At 38.8% G+C, this 18,797-nt stretch carries 13 protein-coding genes; 8 read left to right on the top strand and 5 right to left on the bottom strand.

All coding sequences use genetic code 11. From position 1 onward, the window contains the following. Positions 1-22: 22 nt before the first annotated feature. From AC1DDK_RS24005 to nirB, 3 genes are all read right to left on the bottom strand, one after another. A complete protein-coding gene (locus tag AC1DDK_RS24005) occupies positions 23-1,333 on the bottom strand; it encodes a NarK family nitrate/nitrite MFS transporter (protein WP_477634115.1) in 1,311 nt (436 codons plus the stop codon). A 191-nt stretch (positions 1,334-1,524) separates the two neighbouring features. Further along, entirely contained in the window at positions 1,525-1,869 is a 345-nt protein-coding gene (gene nirD / locus AC1DDK_RS24000; RefSeq protein WP_048906098.1) for a nitrite reductase small subunit NirD, read from the bottom strand. 43 nt (positions 1,870-1,912) lie between these two features. Further along, complete coding sequence (gene nirB / locus AC1DDK_RS23995; RefSeq protein ID WP_477634114.1) at positions 1,913-4,426, bottom strand: nitrite reductase large subunit NirB; 2,514 nt, start codon at positions 4,424-4,426, stop codon at positions 1,913-1,915. Positions 4,427-4,697: 271 nt separating this feature from the next. On the opposite strand from nirB, the gene cobA reads away from it, so the two are divergent. After that, on the top strand, positions 4,698-5,468 hold the full coding sequence (cobA, locus tag AC1DDK_RS23990; protein ID WP_216854354.1) for a uroporphyrinogen-III C-methyltransferase: 771 nt from the start codon (positions 4,698-4,700) through the stop codon (positions 5,466-5,468). Here cobA and AC1DDK_RS23985 read toward each other — a convergent pair. Continuing rightward, positions 5,465-7,345 (bottom strand): chloride channel protein, encoded by a 1,881-nt coding sequence (locus AC1DDK_RS23985; RefSeq protein WP_288882833.1) that lies wholly within the window; start codon positions 7,343-7,345, stop codon positions 5,465-5,467. The genes cobA and AC1DDK_RS23985 overlap by 4 nt on opposite strands. A 242-nt stretch (positions 7,346-7,587) precedes the next feature. On the opposite strand from AC1DDK_RS23985, the gene AC1DDK_RS23980 reads away from it, so the two are divergent. After that, positions 7,588-8,280: a Crp/Fnr family transcriptional regulator gene (locus AC1DDK_RS23980; protein WP_288882831.1), complete on the top strand. Its 693-nt coding sequence runs from the start codon at positions 7,588-7,590 to the stop codon at positions 8,278-8,280. A gap of 18 nt (positions 8,281-8,298) precedes the next feature. Here the strand turns inward: AC1DDK_RS23980 and AC1DDK_RS23975 are convergent, their stop codons facing one another. Beyond that, positions 8,299-9,690, bottom strand: coding sequence for a glycoside hydrolase family 140 protein (locus AC1DDK_RS23975; RefSeq protein WP_288882829.1), 1,392 nt, complete (start codon positions 9,688-9,690; stop codon positions 8,299-8,301). Positions 9,691-9,812: 122 nt separating this feature from the next. Between AC1DDK_RS23975 and AC1DDK_RS23970 the strand changes: the two genes are divergently transcribed. The 6 genes from AC1DDK_RS23970 to AC1DDK_RS23945 all read left to right on the top strand — a co-directional run bounded on the left by AC1DDK_RS23970 (position 9,813) and on the right by AC1DDK_RS23945 (position 18,633). After that, a complete protein-coding gene (locus AC1DDK_RS23970) occupies positions 9,813-10,379 on the top strand; it encodes an RNA polymerase sigma factor (RefSeq protein WP_172660392.1) in 567 nt (188 codons plus the stop codon). 37 nt (positions 10,380-10,416) lie between these two features. Beyond that, complete coding sequence (locus AC1DDK_RS23965) at positions 10,417-11,442, top strand: FecR family protein (protein ID WP_477634113.1); 1,026 nt, start codon at positions 10,417-10,419, stop codon at positions 11,440-11,442. 116 nt (positions 11,443-11,558) lie between these two features. After that, positions 11,559-15,116 carry a SusC/RagA family TonB-linked outer membrane protein gene (locus AC1DDK_RS23960; protein WP_477634112.1) on the top strand — a complete coding sequence of 1,186 codons (3,558 nt, stop codon included), beginning with the start codon at positions 11,559-11,561 and terminating at the stop codon, positions 15,114-15,116. Positions 15,117-15,148: 32 nt separating this feature from the next. Continuing rightward, positions 15,149-16,933 carry a RagB/SusD family nutrient uptake outer membrane protein gene (locus AC1DDK_RS23955; protein WP_172660390.1) on the top strand — a complete coding sequence of 595 codons (1,785 nt, stop codon included), beginning with the start codon at positions 15,149-15,151 and terminating at the stop codon, positions 16,931-16,933. Between the two features lie 27 nt (positions 16,934-16,960). Beyond that, positions 16,961-17,806: an endonuclease/exonuclease/phosphatase family protein gene (locus AC1DDK_RS23950; protein WP_172660389.1), complete on the top strand. Its 846-nt coding sequence runs from the start codon at positions 16,961-16,963 to the stop codon at positions 17,804-17,806. A 68-nt stretch (positions 17,807-17,874) separates the two neighbouring features. Beyond that, a complete protein-coding gene (locus tag AC1DDK_RS23945; protein ID WP_172660388.1) occupies positions 17,875-18,633 on the top strand; it encodes a class I SAM-dependent methyltransferase in 759 nt (252 codons plus the stop codon). The last annotated feature ends 164 nt before the right edge of the window (positions 18,634-18,797 follow it).

Genomic DNA, 18,797 nt, shown 5'->3' with positions numbered 1-18,797 from the left:
ACATGTTTTCTGTTAGGTAGAATTAAGCCTGTTGAAACTCTTGTTTTACTGTTTCCGTATTTTCGGATCTTTTTAATTGAAATCGGGTAATAAATACCAGCAGACCAATTACTGCTACCCCAATTCCTATGTAGTGAAAAGCGTCAGCGTAGGTGAGGTGCTCTGATTTAAAAAGAAAGCCTACCAGCATTGCACCTATATTTCCGCCTGCACCAACAATACCACTTACAGAGCCAATTGCATCTTTATTGATGAAAGGGACAATGCCATAAGTGCCACCATTGGCCATTTTTAGAAATAGTGCAAACAAAAGCATTGCTGCTATAGCTAAACCAAGAGTTTGTGATTGGGCAAATAAGCTAATCCCAATTCCTTCCAAAACTAACAATGCCCCTAGTAGTATTCCTTTTCCTCTAAGGCCATAAGATTTTCCAACTTTATCACTAACAAAGCCACCGAGTGCCCTTGCAAAAATGTTCATGCCACCAAATATGCTCGCCATGGCACCGGCCATAATCATTGATGCACCGAACTGATCTGTGAAAAATGTTGCAGCAACATTATCAACGGTTATCTCTATTCCAAAGCATGCAGCGTAAGCTAATGCCAGCACCCATGTTCTGTAATCTTTTAATGCGGCCATAAAAGAGCCTTTTTGAGTTTTTTTGACTTTAATGACCTGTAAATCATTAAAGTTTCCGGCAGGCGTATCTTTTGTGTACTTGTAGTAAATAAAAGCCATAACTAATAGAATTACCCCCGGAACGATCATAGCAACCCTCCATGAGTTGGCCTGACTTACAAAGCCCAGGCCTGCAAAACCAGCTGCAATAAGTGGCATAATCAGGTTTGTAACTCCACCACCAAGATTTCCCCAGCCGCCTGTAACAGCATTTGCAGTTCCTATTACATTTGGGGCAAACATCATTGAGGTGTGGAATTGTGTGATTACAAAAGAAGCACCTATAATCCCGATGACGAAGCGGAATAAAAGAAAACTTTCGTAGCTGTTACTTAACCCAATGCACATAACGGGTATTGAGCCCAGTGCAAGCAGAATTGTGTAGGATAACCTTGGTCCAAGGGTATCGCATAGTTTACCAATAATTAGCCTGGCAATAATTGTTGCAGAAACTGAGGCAATAATAATATTGCCGATCTGATCTTTACTTAAGTGTAGCTGTTCTCTTATCAGCGGCATGAGTGGGGCTACGCCAAACCATCCAAAAAAKCAGAAAAAGAAGGTTATCCAGGTAATATGAAAGGTTTTCATTTGAATACCTTTCGTTGAAAATATATTAAGTTTTTTTAGTGGTTTAAGTTCTTCAGTCATAATTCATGAGATTTAGGTTCCGGAATTTGTTTGATGTTGTGGTGGTTAACGGTTTACGGAAATTAATTTCATGAAGGTGCTGCACTAACAGAAAGAGTAAATACTTTTTGATACATTTGATAAGTTTTATTTAATCGATGAGACTATTTTACCCCGTCAGAAATCCGACCTTCTGATGGGGTTTTTTATATTTAATTTTGTAAGCCGATGTATACTAACCCATCTTCAACCTTAACCGGGTAGGTTTGTATGGCGCATTCATCTCCGCTTAAGCACTCTCCTGTAGAAAGTGAAAATGTTTTTTTATGAAAGGGGCAGGCAATTTTAGGGTCTTCACCTACAGAGCCGATCATGCCGCGGCTAAGTGCCATTTGCCTGCGGTGTGGGCATAGGTTTTGTGTGGCATACCATTCATTTCTGCGGGTAAAATAAAATAAGGCAATTTGTTCCTCGCCGCATTTAACACATACTCCTCCGTTTTGTACTGCGTCTTCAACGCGACATGCTTCAAACCAGTTTGTTGTTGTTTCTATCATGATTTCTGTTTTGTTAGTGTATAAATAGGTTTGTTGATTTAAATTATGCTGTTGTCCAGTTTGCAGCCTTTTTCTGGCCGCGCATTTCGTCAAATTTTACACTTGGATCTTTTTCTTCGGGCGCATTCACAAAATGATTGAACCTTTTTCTTATTTCCGGATCCTCAATTGCTGTTTTCCATTCACATTGATAGCTGTTTACAATGTTTTGCATTTCAATTTCCCATTGTTCTGCCATACCCAGGCTGTCGTTTACAACTACATTTCTCAGGTATTCAATTCCACCCTCCATTTTATTTAGCCACGGGGCAGTTCGTGTTAATGGATCGGCAGTGCGGATATAAAACATTAAGAACCTATCTATGTATTTGATGCATGTATCGCTGTCTACATCCGAAGCCAGAAGTAGTGCATGTTGAGGTTTGCTGCCGCCATTACCGCATACATATAGGTTCCATCCCTTTTCGGTTGCTATAATTCCAAAATCTTTGCTTTGTGCTTCTGCGCATTCGCGAATACATCCGCTAACAGCAGATTTTAGTTTATGTGGAGCCCTTAGGCCTCTGTAGCGTTCTTCTATTCTAATTGCATAGCTTACACTGTCGTGCAAACCAAAGCGACACCATGTGCTGCCAACACAACTTTTAACTGTTCGTAATGCTTTTCCGTACGCATGTCCGCTTTCGAAGCCAGCAGCAATTAATTCTTCCCATATTAATGGCAGGTCACTTAAATGGGCTCCGAACATATCTATCCGTTGTCCGCCGGTGATTTTTGTATACAAGCCATATTTTTCAGCAACTTCTCCAATAATTACAAGCTTCTCCGGTTTGATTTCCCCTCCCGGAATTCTTGGAACTACTGAATAGGTTCCTCCTTTTTGAATATTTGCTAAAAACCTGTCATTACTGTCCTGGGCGGTATCATTACCTCTTTTAAGAATCATATCATTCCAGATGCTTGCCAGAAGTGATGATACCAGCGGTTTGCATATTTCGCAGCCGTCGCCTTTGCCTACGTTGTCCAGTACTTGCTCATAATTTTTAAGGTTGTGTATTTTTATAAGATCATATAACTCTTGTCTGCTCAGTTGGAAGTGCTCGCATACTACATTTCTAACGTACTTGCCATTTTCTTTCATGGTGTGCAGCATTAAATCTTTCACCATTGGTATACATCCACCGCATCCTGTGCCAGCCTTAGTGCATTTTTTGATTGCATCTATCGATTCGCAACCCTCTGCAGAGACAGAATTACAAATGGTTCCTTTTGATACACCCTCGCAACTACAGATCAACGCGTCGTCCGGAAGTCCGGCTAACCCAGCATTCTCAGTTTGGGAGCTGCCACCGCGGGATCCTAATATCAGATCTTCGGGGTTAGGAGGGAGCGCTATTTTGTTGTTTACAGTTTGCAGTAGCATATTGTAAGCCTCTGCTTCGCCAATTAGTATTCCACCTAGTAAATATTTTCCATCGTTGCTGATATTGATGCGTTTGTAAATTCCTTTATGGGTGTCTTCAAATAGAATACTCCTTGAGTCTGGTTCTGTTGTAAACGGATCTCCAAAACTGGCTACATCTACGCCAATAAGTTTAAGTTTGGTGCTCATATCGAATCCGTTGAATGTTTTGTTGCCTTCGCATAGATTAGCCGCTACCACTTCGGCCATTTCGTATCCGGGAGCAATCAGTCCATAGATGTTATGGTTAAATAACGCACATTCCCCAATTGCAAAAACAGATGGATCACTGGTCTGCATTGATTCATTTACCAGAACTCCACCTCTGGTGCCAACTTCAATTCCGCAGAGTTTGGCCAGTTCATCTCTAGGGCGTATTCCGGCAGAAATTACAAGTATGTCTGTTTTTAATTMGCTGCCATCATTAAACTTTAGAGATTCAATACGGTTTTCGCCTTCTATGCTGCTTGTGCCTTTGTTTGTGTATATGGATAATCCTAGTGTAGCAAGTTTTGTTTGTAGCATCTGACTTCCGGCACTATCTATCTGCCTGGGCATTAGTCTTGGTGCAAATTCAATTACATTTGTTTCAGCAAGATTTAAATCTATTAATGCCTTCGCGGCTTCTAAGCCCAATAAGCCCCCGCCTAATACGGAGCCTGTTTTTGCATTTAAAGCATAATTTTTAATGAGCTCAAGATCTTCGATGGTGCGATAAACGAAAACACCTTCTTTATCAACACCAGGGATATCAGGTACAAAAGCCGATGACCCTGTTGCCAGAACCAGATAGTCGTAATTTAAAATAAGCCCTTTATTCGAATGTATGGTTTTGCTTTCTCTGTCAATTTCTTTTACCGGGTCGCCAAGATGAAGCGTAATGTTTTGTTCGTTGTACCAATTTTCATGAGATAAAGAAAGATCTTCTGCACTCTTTCCGTTAAAGTATTCGCTTAAATGAACTCTGTCGTATGCCCTTCTTGGTTCTTCTCCAAATACAATAATGTTAAAATTATCTGATTTAGAGGTTAATTTTTCGCAAAACTTATGTCCAACCATTCCATTTCCTATTACGATTACTGTTTTATGATTCATAATTTCGATTTTGTTGGGTTATTTATTTTATTTAACGGGTAATTGTGGTTTGTTTAATCAAATATATATAATAATTTGTATTATTTTTATAAATGTATGATTTATATCATGTTTATTTTGTTTTTTTAATATGTTTTTGGATTATTTTGTGTTTTATATTATTTTATCGATGATAATATTTTATTAAAATTGGTGTTTTTGATGTATTTATATTATTTATATCGTATATTTATGGTATTAAATCATTTTTTTAATATTTAATCTTGTTTTTATGGGTATTTCTTTGAAAAAAATAGATAAACCGATGTTTTTTGTTGTTGGTTCTGGTCCTGGTGATCCGGATTTGTTAACAATTAAAGGTTTTAAGGTTTTAGAAGCTGCAAAAGTTATCCTTTATGATAATTTGGCGTGCAAAGAGTTGTTAGATATAGCTTCTGATGATTGTGAAAGAATTTATGTTGGTAAAAAGCCATATGGACTTTGCACTTCACAGGAAACTATTCATCAACTGATAAAGCATTATGCATTTACAAGAGGAAATGTTGTTCGTTTAAAAGGAGGGGATCCTTTTATTTTTGGAAGAGGTTTTGAAGAAATCTTATTTGCGCGTGAGCACGGTATAGAATCTCATTATGTGCCGGGCATCAGTAGTATGCAAGCAAGTGGTTTAAATGATATTCCTTTAACCCATCGTGGAGTAAGCGAAAGTATCTGGATTATAACAGGTACAAAAAAAGATGGTTCTTTATCGTCTGATCTCCAATTAGCAGCTAAAAGTAAAGCTACAGTAGTTATATATATGGGAATGAAAAAGCTGACAGAAATATCAGCTTCTTATATTATGTCTGGCAGAGGGGCCGTTCCTGCAGCAATAATCCAGAATGCTTCAATGCCACATCAAAAACAAATTGTTTGTGAGGTTAAAGATTTGTCTCAGGCGGCAATGGATTCCGGGCTTTCCCATCCGGCAATTATAATAATTGGAGATGTAGTAAAAGCCGCGGAATTCGTTGCCGCTCAGGAAGCACATAAATATGCCTAGTTTTCTTTTACTTTATGAATCAATTGACGTCCTCTTACAAGTATTTTAATACGTTGACGCTTTAAGGATAGGTTAATTCCCGCTTCCTGATTTTCCTTGAGGTGTATTTTGTATGCGGTAAGTACATCTTTATAAGTGAGTAAGCCAATTACCCTGTTTTTTTCATTGGCAGATAATACCGGTAAAAACTCCTTATCGCATTTAGACATTAACTCTACGGCCCATGCAAGACTATCGTTGCTTTCTAATGCGGGAATATTTTGCTCCATGAGCTCGGCTATAGGGCCATTTGCATCGTGATTTTTGTTGTATATGCTTGACAGCGTGATTACACCTTTAAAGTTATCGTCATCATCTGTTACTATAAAGTGATTTTCTAATGGTGGGTTAAGGTCAAAGAATGACCTGATTTCACTTATACGATTTTTGGTGCTTATAACCATGCTATTTGCTCTTAGTACATCAACCACAGTCATTTTCCTCAATACATCCGGTTCATAAGAATCGGGGGTGTATATTCCTCTTCTTGCAATTTTCTCGGTCATAATTGTATTTTCCATAAAAAAGAAAGATATCAGGTATGATGCTGTACAAGCTCCTAGTAAAGGTAACAGTGCGTGAGATTGCATAGTAGCTTCAAGAGCGAAAGTTATGCTGGTTAGATAAGCTCTTGAAGCGCCTGCAAACATAGACGACATGCCCACTAAGGCAGCCATTGGAATGCTTATGCCTGAATTTGGAAACAGTAGAAGTGTAATTGAGCCAAGTATGGCTCCGGCTGCGCCACCGATCGTTAATAATGGTGCGAGTGTGCCTCCTGATGTGCCGCTACCAAGAGCAATTGCCCAGGAGAGAAATTTAAAGAAACAAAGACTCAGCATTAAAGCTAATGGTATTTTTCCTGATAAAACACTGGTGATATTATCGTAACCTACGCCTAGGGTATGGGGAGCAAAAAAGCCGATTATTCCAACTGCCAAACCGCCAATTGCAGGCCACCACATCCAGTGGATAGGTAATTTTTCAAAGGCATCTTCGATGTGATAGACGACTTTAGTTAGCCCAAGTGAAACAAAGCCTATTATTATGCCCATAAAGCTGTAAATGCCCAGAGCCATATTTGATGGTGAACTAAGTTCAGGCATAGGGAACACGGGGCCTGATTCAAATAGAAACTGGTGCGCGGCGGCACCTGTTATACAAGCGAGTGCTACAGGTAATATGGCTTTGGGTGAAAATTCAAATAGCAGGAGTTCAATGGCCAGAAAAATAGCTGCTATGGGTGTGCCAAATATTGCAGACATACCAGCAGTAGCTCCAGCGGCAAGAATGATTTTGCGCTCATTAGGTGTGATTTTAAATAACTGGCCTAATGTAGATCCTAAAGCACCACCGGTTGCTATTATAGGGCCTTCTGCCCCGAATGGCCCTCCCGTACCTATCGCAATAGCAGAAGAGATGGGCTTTAGAAGCGCAATTGAAGGTTTAATTTTACTTTGGTTAACAAGGATTTGTTCCATTGCCTCTGGAATACCGTGTCCTCTTATTGCTTTAGAGCCATATAGCGCCATTAATCCAACCAGAATGCCCCCAATTGCAGGAATAATAATTACCCATATCCCCAGATGATTGTTTGCAGGGCTGTTGAATTTTAAGTCGAAACTTCCGTAAAATGCAATGTTGGTTATAAGATCTATAAGAGAGATTAGAACTTTTGCAATTAGACAAATTGCAATAGCAACACCAATAGATAGTAAAGAAATCTGTAGTAAGCGTTTTTTCTTAAAGTAGCCCTTCTTTGTATCATTTACTGACTGGGTTAAATAATCTAAGGTGGGGGATATCGGAATCCCGTTTTTATGCAACGGTCTTTTCATTTAGCTGATGAATTTTTTAGTGTTAAACTCTGAGTGATTTTATTTATGGGCACAAAGGTAAGGTTAATTTATATGCTATAAAAGCTAATTATATTGTTTATGAAATATTTTATGTTTATTTAGTTGTTTATTTTGTATTTTAATATTGTTTAAACAATATTTATTATTTTGGATTTTATGCGTGGATTCTTCTTTTTTGATATTTATATAGTATTATTGCATATCAAATGCCCATATAAAAAATGAAGGAATCTCGTAATCTATGTGATCTTAAAAGCTGTTTTCTGTGTAAATTATGTTTGCCCGAATGGTTGCCGGCACTTCAAATTCAGAAAAAGAATTTTGAGGTAAAAAAAGGCGAGGTTATCTTCAAAGAAGGCGATCCGGTAAACGGGATTTATTTTGTATCTGCTGGAACTGTTAAGGTTCATAAAAGATGGGATAAGGAAAAGGAATTGATTATTCATTTTGCCGGCCCTGAAGATATTATCGGCCATTTGGGTCTCGGGAAAAAACCGTTATATCCAGTTTCGGCTACGGCATTAGAAAATACAGTAGTATGTTATCTGGGGAGAGATTTCTTTGAAACAACGCTAAGGGTAAATACTGATTTAACTTATAAGTTAATGCAGTTTTTTGCAAATGAATTGCAAGACTCTCATAGGGCAATGCGTGATCTGGCGCATATGTCGGTAAAAGCGAGAATAGCACAATCTATTCTGGCTCTGCTACATAAGTTTGGGGTTGATGAGAATGGTTTTATCGCTTTAGGTCTAAGCAGGCAAGATATTGCATCGTACTCAGGAACAACATATGAAACCTTATTTAAAGTAAGTAATGATTTTATAAAAGAGAAGATAATTGAGGTCTCGGGCAGAAACATTCTGGTATTAAATGAAAAGCGGCTTTCAGAGATGATTGGCGTTAACCATTAGCAGTACTAACGGTTAACATTAACCAGCTTCTAATATAAGTACCCAATCCAAAGCATCTCCGCTTGTTGGAGGTGTAAAAGTAAGCTGAGGCTTTTTGTCAATTTTAAATGCCATGCTAAATACACCATTTCTAGGATTAAACCATTTGGCCTTAAAGAATTGCTTTCCTTTCAGATGAGCCGTATTGACATTCAATTTGCGCCCGGTAGGAGTATAAATAAAAGCATAATGCCCATCATTTGCACGGGTGGCACTACAGTGTGCACCGTCTTTAGGGTTATCTCCTAAAATTAAACCCTGATCGGGAATACGGTCAAGCATTGATTGGGATTGGATTAGTTTTTTTACATAGCCCATCTGTTGTGAGCCCGGTAAATCCATTGCTTCTTTCCAGTAATGTCGGGCTAAATTGATTGGTTCGCGGCCGGGAGCGTAGAACTGCCATATGTCGTGGCAGCCATAAGTGTGTCCGAGTGCACCGGCAAATACCTGCCAGTATGCTAATTTTCGAATGTCGTCTGCTGTTGAGAATCCGTTCTTTTTCGCATCAAAACATACCGGATGGTCCTCATAAAGAGGTTCCCCATCAACCACTGGTTTTGTTGGCTTTAAATTGTAATCATAAGAGATCTTATCATAATTACTTCCATCCCTGCAATGTCCTGTCTGGAGCATATTAAAATCCAGCCACTCATCATTATGAAACCAGGTTGATGAACCGCCATTTTCTTTTGGTTGTGGATGAAAAGTCATTAACACTTTATCATTGCCTCCGGCACCTTCAGCAATGCCTTCCGCTAAAGCGCGCCAAATGGCCACATCTTTTTCACCGCGAGGATTACGGTCGCCACCCAATATCCATATAATGTTAGGTTGGCTCTTATATCTGTTGCCAAGAAACTTTCCATATTCCTTTGCGTTTTGAACATTGAAAATTTCAGGGCCTTTTCCCCAGGTACTTTTAAAAACTTTATCGCCCCATAGCGGTAACAGGCCCATGTATAGATTTTTTTTGGCAGCCAATTGAACAAACGCATCAATATCCTTAAAATAGTCTTCATTAAGTTCAGAAACGTTATTGTTTTCCATGGGTTTATGGCCAAGTGCATTGGGCTCATTTATCCCATCCAGCTCGGCCAATATTACCGTTTGAAGTACTGTAAATCCTTTGGATCTGCGGTTATCCATATAGATCTCTGCGTCTTTAAGGGTTAATCTGTGTAATAACTCCCAGGCAGTATCTCCAAGATAGAAAAAAGGCTTACCATCAGCATAAACAAGGAATCTGCGGTTATCTGATACACGCAATTGCTGCATTTTTACATTTTTTCGATTTATTTTTTGACCATAACCTGCTGGAATATTCATTACAGTGAGTAATAATAAGAAGGGCCAGTATATTTTTTTCATATCCATATATTTAATCGAGTTATTGTAATCATATGAACAACTTTTGCATATATTTAATTAACTAAATATAACCAAATAATAAGAGTTAACATCCTGTTCATATTGGAACTCTACTTTTGAATATGCTTCAAGTTGGAAGAAAAGACGAGGAAATAGTTCGACAACTTAAGTTGGGCGATACTGCAGCTTACGATCTCTTGTATGAGATGTATTGGAAGAAGCTGTATGTCCATATATTAACCCGTATTAAAGACGAGGAAGCTGCTAAAGATATTGTCCAGAATGTTTTTATCAATATTTGGGAGCGAAAAGAAACAATCATAATTAATACCAGCCTTGAACAATTTTTGATGGGGGCTGCAAAATTCCAGGTACTCAATTATTTCAGATCAGAAAAAATAGAAGAACGTGTTTTTGATCATACCTTAAGGAAATTTGAAGATGCATCAGTTTCTATTAATGAACTATCGGACTATCTGGATCTGGAAAAGCTTATAGAGGTAGAAATAAAAGGTTTTCCGGAAAAAATGCGCCATGCATACCTGCTTAAACATGCTCATCATTCCACATCTGAAATAGCAGAAAAACTAAACCTTGCTGAGCAGACGGTTTCAAATCATATTTGTGAAGCAATGAGAAGGATCAGGAAGAGGTTAAGTGAAAAATTCCCCGAGCGACTGATTAATTAATACAAACTTAACAATTTCTCAAAGTAGATTCGAGTGTTTGAAGTTACTTATAAGAAAGAGCAGAAGTTTGGAATCAGAGCAGTTTAAAAAAATACTAGAACGTTATGTCAGCGGAATGGCAAGTGACGACAAAAAGCAAATCGTCGAGAATTGGTATGCTTCATACGATGATGAAGCTGCTATGCAAGAGTTTTCTGAATCTGGTAAAGAAGAAATCATTAAGGCTGAAATGGAAAATGCTATTTTAGCCAAGAGGGATAATTTTTCAAATACAAAAGTATCGTTATTTAAACATTACTATAAGTATGCTGCAGTATTGGCTTTAATTATACCCGCACTCTTTTTTGGCAGAAAATTCTTAAAGCCATCAAATGACTTTAAGAAATCTGTAGAAAACGAAGTATTTAGCGTAGTGGAGACTAAAAACGGAGAATACAAAAAGATAATCCTTGCAGATCAATCTGTCATTCAAATGAATCCCAGAACAAAACTGCGGATACCAGCTAAATACGTGCTGAATTCTTCAGGTGAGCCGGTTTATTCCGATAGGTCAATTTTTTTAGATGAAGGAGAAGCTTTTTTTGAAGTTACTAAGGATGCTAAACACCCATTTGTAGTTTATACCAAACAAATTAAAACACGTGTATTGGGTACTAAGTTTGCCGTGAGTACGCAACCGAAAGCCATAACCGAGGTAAGTGTTACTGAAGGAAAAGTGGAGGTGAGCGATAGTAAAAACGTGTTTGATCGTTTGCTCCCTGGCAAACGTTTACACTATAATTCGAAAACAAGTAAATGGAAAACAAGTGATTTTGCTACGCGTGAGCATAACGCATGGTTTGAACAGGTAACAGATCTGGACCATGCTTCGTTTGCAGAATTGGCAAAAGTTATGAAAATTAATTATGGTATAATTCTAAAAGGCAGCAGGACCGCTACTTCAAGTTACTTATATAATATACAAATACGGTCTGCACGTTCACTTGATCAGACTATGAAAATAATTTGTTCAGTACATCAAAATAAATATAGGAGGATAGGAAATGAAATAGTGATATACTAAAAATAAAAAACCGGATCTGAAGCAGATCCGGATTGATAAATTCAACAGGAAGTAGTTTGAGACCCTCTACCTGTTGGATCTTGTAGAATCTTATTTATCAATAAAATAACAAATATATGAAAAAACATTTACTGCTTTTGCAGAAGATTATGCGTTATACACTGCTTATCTACGCCTTTATAATCGCCAGTACGCAAATATTATTTGCAGACAATTCCAGTGGCCAGGTTTTAAATAAAAGAGTCAATATTACCTTTAAAAATGAAAATCTGCTTATTGCGATAGAAAAGCTGCAAATGAAAAGCGGAGTCGATTTTGCCTACGACCCGGCATACCTAAAACTTAAAAGATTCAGAACCCAGGAGAAAGATTTTAGTAACGAAAAAATAGAAGAAATTTTAAAATCTATTTTTGACGAAACGGGTCTTACTTTCCGCGAAGAGGTGAAAGGAACCATCACCTTAATTAAAAATGAAGATCCCGGTAAAATTACCGGTAAAATTGTTGACGAAAAAGGCGAGCCACTCCCTGGAGCGAGCATCAAAATTCTAGAACTAAATACAGGAGTGCAGAGTAAGGTTGATGGTACTTATAGTATTAATGTTGCACCGGGTGTTTACACACTTGTAGTTAGTTTTGTGTCTTACGGCTCATCTACACAGAGCAGGGTTGTGGTAAAACCCGGAGAAACAACAACACTAAATGTTTCACTTACTGCGCAAACAGGCACTTTAAATGAGGTATTGGTAGTTGGGTATGGCACACAGAAAAGAGAAAACCTTACGGGAGCTGTTGATCAGATCTCTTCGAAATCATTAGAGAACAGACCTGTGCCTAACCTTACACAAGGACTTCAAGGGCTGCTACCCAATCTGAACATCAAAATGATGGACGGAAAGCCAACGCAGTCACCGAGCTATAACATCAGGGGAACTACGTCTATTGGGCAGGGCGGAAGTGCATTGATTCTGATTGATGGTTTTGAAGGAGATCCAAGTTTGCTGAACCCAAATGATGTAGAAACAGTGTCTATTCTAAAGGATGCCGCCTCAGCAGCAATTTACGGTGCCAGGGGTGCGTTTGGTGTTGTGCTTATCACGACCAAAAGACCAGAAAAAGGCAGAACAACTGTGAACTTCTCTAGCAACTATGCTTTAAAGAACCCGTTACAAACGCCCKACTTTGTAACCGATGGATACACCTGGGCAAAAATGTTTGCCGAAGCATTTGTAAACKGAGATGGCTCTTTTCCTCAGAACGTTAATAAAACCCAGAAATTTTCTCAGGCTTACTTAGATGAGTTTAAAAGAAGAGCCGAATCGGGACAACCTTACAATGAAGTAGAGGTAAATCCAACAACAGGTGAGTATACTTATTACGGAAATACAGACTGGTATGGTCAATTGTACAAAAAAAATACAGTAGCTACAGAAAACAATTTGTCCATCAGTGGGAGTAGTGATAAAACCTCCTTTCTGGTTTCAGGTCGTTTTTTAGGGCAGGATGGACTTTTCAGGTATAACACTGATGACTACAACATGAAAAACATCCGTGCAAAGGGATCTGTACAGGTATTTCCATGGCTAACCATAGAAAACAATGCCGACTACTCTGTAATGAATTATCATAATCCTATTAACGTAGGAGAAGGCGGAGGAATCTGGAGGAACATTGCGGATGAGGGTCACCCGACTATGCCGATGTTTAACCCTGATGGTTCCATGACTTTTACTGCTGTATATACTGTAGGAGATTTCTATTATGGAAAGAACGGTATTGATACGAAAAGACAGGTTTTTAGGAATATCACCGGATTGAGATCCAATTTCTTTAATAATAAATTTAGGGTTAATGCTGATTTTACCTTCCGTAATACCAATAATGGTATTAACCAAAAACGCGTTCAGGTACCGTACAGTAATATAAAAGGGATTACTTCTTATGTAGGTACTACTACCAATGACCTTTTATTCGATAGAAGAGAAACACAATACCTGGCTGCAAATATCTATGGTGAGTTTGAAGACAAATTCGGCGACGATCATTATTTAAAAGTAATGGCCGGATATAACTATGAAGAATCTACCTACAAGAGACTCTCTACGCAGCGGAACGGGATCATTTTTGAAGATGCAACTGATTTAAATCTGGCACTCGGACAAGCAATTAATACATTAGGAGCTTATGAGCAATGGGCAATATTAGGTGGTTTTTCAAGATTGAACTATTCCTTTAAAGACCGTTACCTGTTAGAGGTAAATGCGCGCTATGATGGATCCTCAAAATTCCCTTCTGGTCAGCGTTACGGATTCTTCCCTTCGGTTTCAGCCGGATGGAGAGTTAATAAGGAATCTTTCTGGAATGTTTCAGATAAAATTATCTCAGACCTGAAAGTACGTGCATCTTATGGCTCATTGGGTAACGGAAATATAAATTCGTATGAATTTCAGGAGCTTTTTCTTGTCTCGCAGTCACCATTGGTACTGGGAGGTGTAAGGCCTCAAACCACTAAGCAACCTGGTGTGCTTCCAGACCAGATTACCTGGGAAACTTCTACTACCACCAACTTTGGTTTAGATCTGGCAATGTTGTCTAACCGTCTGACTTTCAGTGGCGACGCCTATGTTCGGAAAACTACTGATATGTTTACCGTAGGTTTAACAGCTCCTGCTGTTTTTGGAAATACTGTACCAAAAGGAAACTATGCAGATTTGACAACCAGAGGATGGGAAGCCTCAATATCATGGAACGACAGGATTGGTAATGCAGATAAACCTTTTAAATATAATGTTCGCTTAACCCTATCTGATAGCAAATCGAAGATTGATAAGTACAACAACCCCACTAAATTGCTTACAGATGTAGGAAATAACGGGACCGGTAAGGAGTATTACGAAGGCCAGACAATAGGAGAGATCTGGGGCTATGAAACAGAAGGTTTCTTTATAGATCAGGCTGATATTGATGCACATGCCAAGCAAAGCCCGCAAATGCGCGCCTCACCAACCAATATCTGGTATCCTGGCGACATCAAACTGAAAGATACCAATGGTGATGGTTTTGTGAATATTGGAGACAATACTGTGGACAAACCAGGCGATAGAAGAATTATAGGAAATTCTGCTCCAAGATATTTGTATAGCATAAGTCTTGGTGCCGACTGGAACAATTTCTTTTTCTCTACATTCTTCCAGGGTGTTGGTAAACAGCAATGGTACCCGAGTACAGAAACCGAAATGTTCTGGGGTCAGTACAACAGGCCATACAACAACATTCCTACTTTTCATGTGGGCAATATGTGGACACCTGAAAACACAAATGCTTATTTCCCAAGAACGATGTCGCGTGCGGCTTCCAGCAACACCAATAGGGAGCTTGGCGTAGCGCAAACTAAATACCTGCAGAATGTTGCTTATTTGAGGATGAAGAACCTTCAGATTGGTTACAATTTACCTGCAAAACTGATTTCACGTATTGGGGCGCGCTCAGCAAAAATATTTTTTTCAGGAGAGAACCTATTCACCTACTCGCCACTCTATAAAATTGTGAAAACCATAGATGTGGAGAACGCAGTACCCTCAGATCAGGATCTGAACTCAGGCAGTACCAACGGAGATGGTTACAACTATCCTTTGATGAAAAGCTATTCATTAGGCTTAAGCTTAGGGTTTTAACCGTTATTGATGAACATTATAAACAGATAATCATGAAAAAACAATATATATGGATACTACTGAGCTGCTTGTGTTTTACAGCCTGTAAGAAGCTTGATCAGGAACCTCAATCTACCCCAACAAATAAAGCTGTTTTTGGCAGTGAAAGTGGTCTGAAGCTCTATACCAACTCTTTTTATGCAATGGATTTCTTGCCTAAGAATTCCACCAGTCAGGATGCTGTTTCTGACTACCTGGCTGTAAAATCTGTTTCCGATTTTATAAGACCGGGGATATTCACTCCAAGCCAGAGTACGGGGTGGACATGGACAGACCTTAGAAACATCAATTACTTTATTGAAAATTGTAAAGATCCTTCTGTTCCTATTGATATTAGAAATAACTATCTGGGTATAGCCAGATATTTCAGGGCATATTTTTATATGGAGAAAGTGAAGAGATTTGGTGACGTACCATGGATTGGCAAACCGCTGAACATCAATGACCCTGCATTATACGCCGGTCGTGATAAAAGAACGCTGGTGATGGATTCTGTGCTAGCCGACCTTGATTTTGCCTGTGCTAACATCAAAGCAACTAACGATGCAACCCGCAGTACAGTTACCAAATGGGTGGCCTACGCTTATAAGTCCAGAATCTGTCTATTCGAAGGAACTTTCAGAAAATACCATACTGAACTTGGCCTGCAGTCTAGCGCATCTGCATGGCTTGAAAACGCTGCATCAACCGCAAAAGAGATTATGGATAAAGGAGGGTATTCAATCAACACAGCCGGAGGCCCGGGTGTTTCCTATCGTCAGGTATTTACCAGCACAGTCCCTGTTGCAAGTGAAGTACTACAGGCCGCTGTAAGTGACCTTACTTTAAATGTATTGAATGAGGCAAACTGGTGGTGGACCAGCGGTACATATGGTGCCAAAGCAAGTTTTACCAGAACATTTATCAATACATATTTGAATCTGGATGGAACTCCCTTTACCAACGACCCTGCTTATACCACTATGCTGTTTAAGGATGAAGTGAAAAACAGAGACCTTAGATTGAAACAGACCATCCGCTCTGGAAATTATAAAAGAATAAGTGGAGGTGTACAAATTCCTGCGCCTCCGGTATTCTCGTATACTTTTACCGGTTATCAACCGATAAAATGGACATTGGATGACATGTATTATGATGCCGGAGCACTTAATATTAACTCGATTGCATTATTCCGTTATGCTGAAGTGCTGTTAAACTATGCGGAAGCCAAAGCAGAACTTGGTACACTTACTAACGAAGATTGGGCTGCAACCGTTGGAGTACTTAGGGCAAGAGGCGGGATAACAGGTGGATTATCAGCAAAGCCAATAATTGCGGATCCGTACCTTATTGCTAACTATTTTCCTGGAATTACTGATCCATCTATTTTGGAAGTAAGGCGAGAAAGGGGGATTGAGCTTAGTCTTGAAGGTCTTCGCTACAGTGATATCTTAAGATGGAAAAGAGGCCCGCTTATGGATCAGGAATGGGACGGTTTTTATGTTCCTGCTTTGGTTACACCTATGGATCTTAATGAAGATGGCATACTTGACGTAGCTTTCTATCAAGGTGCAAAACCAAAACCTGAAGTTGCAGGAGTTACGTATGTGGACGTTTCAGCAACAATTGGCGGTAAAACAAATTCCCAGTTGCTCAAAAATGGTACTTTTGGAGAGCTAATCTGGATGAATGAAATAGTGAGGAAGTGGGATGATAAAATGTATTATTATCCAATTCCTCAGGCAGATTTACAAAAGAACCCTGCTCTTGGACAGAATCCAGGTTGGCAAGGCAACTAATTAGATTATAAAACAAATTAAATAGACATGAAAATAAGACAAATCATTCTTTCTATATTTTTGGTAGTAATGAGCGTTAGCGCTTTTGCTCAAAAATTCACTATTGGATCTTTTAATATTCGTTATGACAATGCCGGAGATGAAGGTAACAGATGGTCGCAAAGGGCTCCTGTAGCTGCAAATCTCTTACGTTTTCACGAATTCGATATCTTCGGTATTCAGGAAGGATTAAAGAATCAGGTTGACGACCTAAGTAAATTGTTGCCAGAGTATGCACATTACGGTTTAGGTCGCGATGATGGTAAAGACGCTGGTGAGCACTCCTCTATCTTTTACCGTCAGGATAAATTTAAGTTACTTGATAAAGGTGATTTTTGGTTGTCTGAAACGCCTGACAAACCAGGAAAAGGATGGGATGCTACTTGCTGTAATCGTATTTGTACCTGGGTACATCTTCAGGATATAAGCAGTGGTAAAAAGTTTTACTACTTTAATGCGCACTTTGATCATCAAGGTAAAATTGCACGTGTAGAAAGTGGAAAGCTAATTGTAAAAAAGATCAGCGAAATAGCAGGTGATGCCCCAGCTGTTTTTACCGGAGATTTGAATGGCGGTCAAAAGAGCGAATGGTATTTAACATTGGCCAATTCAGGTATTTTAACTGATACCTATACGCAGGTTAAACATCCATATGCAAATAATTCATCGTTTAATGCCTGGGGCAAAAGCGTAGATGGTTATGAAATTATAGACCATGTATTTGTTACTAAGGGTTTTAAAGCCGACAAATGGGGGATTCTTACCGATACTTATCATGGTAAGTTTGTTTCAGATCATTTCCCAATTCTGGTAAATGTAACATTAGTAAAATAATCTATTAACCACTAAGAGGCCATAACATTTTATAATGGTATGGCCTCTTTTTTGTTGGGTATTTTACTATGGTAAAAGACAATACAAGCAGATTTAGTAACAGAGTTGAAGACTATGTTAAATATCGCCCGGGATATCCGGTAGAGATCATCAATTTCCTTCAGTCTAAGTTTGGTTTATCTCCGGATAAAATTATTGCAGATATTGGAGCTGGCACAGGAATTTCTGCTGAACTATTTCTTAATTCAGGATATGAGGTTTTTGCTGTTGAACCAAATACGGAGATGAGAGAGAAGGCTATTGAACTTCTTGGACATCTTCCAGCATTTCATGCAGTAGATGGGACCGCGGAAAACACGAAGTTAGAAACCGATAGTATTGATGCTGTAGTAGCTGGCCAGGCCTTTCACTGGTTTGACAGGGATGCGGCGCGAGCTGAGTTTAGCAGGATATTAAAACCAAAGGGTTTAGTTGTACTTATCTGGAACGAAAGAAAAACTACATCTGCCTTTGAGGTTGCATATGATGAACTGATCATTAAGCATGGAAAGGACTATGTGAAGGTAGATCACAGAAATATTGATGAAATCAAAATCGGAGAATTCTATGCTCCAGAGTCTTTTTCCTATCATCTTTTTCAGAACAAACAGGTTTTTGATTTTTATGGATTGCAGGGGAGATTATTTTCATCCTCTTATATGCCTGCCAGAGGAGAAAATGGTTACGAAGCAATGGTTACAGACTTGAAACAGCTTTTTGAGGACTATAAAGAAGATAATTCAATTACCATTAATTACGATACCAAAGTATATATCGGTAAGGTTTGAAGTAATCATGTGGACTTCGGGTGCTGTCTCTCTGATTCTGACTTGCTTCTGAGTTAACCTAACACCAAAGCCAGACTTTCTTATGTTAATCTTAACCTTAGAACGAACATGAACTTAAGATTAACTGAAGAGGAACCGAAGTAATATACAAGAGGATGAAAAGG

The organism is Pedobacter sp. 05T44 (assembly GCF_056395985.1).
This window is presented reverse-complemented; position numbering and strand designations above follow the sequence as displayed.

Bases quoted from the DNA above. Each gene is read 5' to 3' on its own strand.
- nirD (WP_048906098.1), bottom strand. From the start codon at position 1,869: ATGATAGAAACAACAACAAACTGGTTTGAAGCATGTCGCGTTGAAGAC.
- cobA (WP_216854354.1), top strand. From the start codon at position 4,698: ATGGGTATTTCTTTGAAAAAAATAGATAAACCGATGTTTTTTGTTGTT.
- AC1DDK_RS23985 (WP_288882833.1), bottom strand. From the start codon at position 7,345: ATGAAAAGACCGTTGCATAAAAACGGGATTCCGATATCCCCCACCTTA.
- AC1DDK_RS23980 (WP_288882831.1), top strand. From the start codon at position 7,588: ATGAAGGAATCTCGTAATCTATGTGATCTTAAAAGCTGTTTTCTGTGT.
- AC1DDK_RS23975 (WP_288882829.1), bottom strand. From the start codon at position 9,690: ATGAAAAAAATATACTGGCCCTTCTTATTATTACTCACTGTAATGAAT.
- AC1DDK_RS23970 (WP_172660392.1), top strand. From the start codon at position 9,813: ATGCTTCAAGTTGGAAGAAAAGACGAGGAAATAGTTCGACAACTTAAG.
- AC1DDK_RS23955 (WP_172660390.1), top strand. From the start codon at position 15,149: ATGAAAAAACAATATATATGGATACTACTGAGCTGCTTGTGTTTTACA.
- AC1DDK_RS23950 (WP_172660389.1), top strand. From the start codon at position 16,961: ATGAAAATAAGACAAATCATTCTTTCTATATTTTTGGTAGTAATGAGC.
- AC1DDK_RS23945 (WP_172660388.1), top strand. From the start codon at position 17,875: ATGGTAAAAGACAATACAAGCAGATTTAGTAACAGAGTTGAAGACTAT.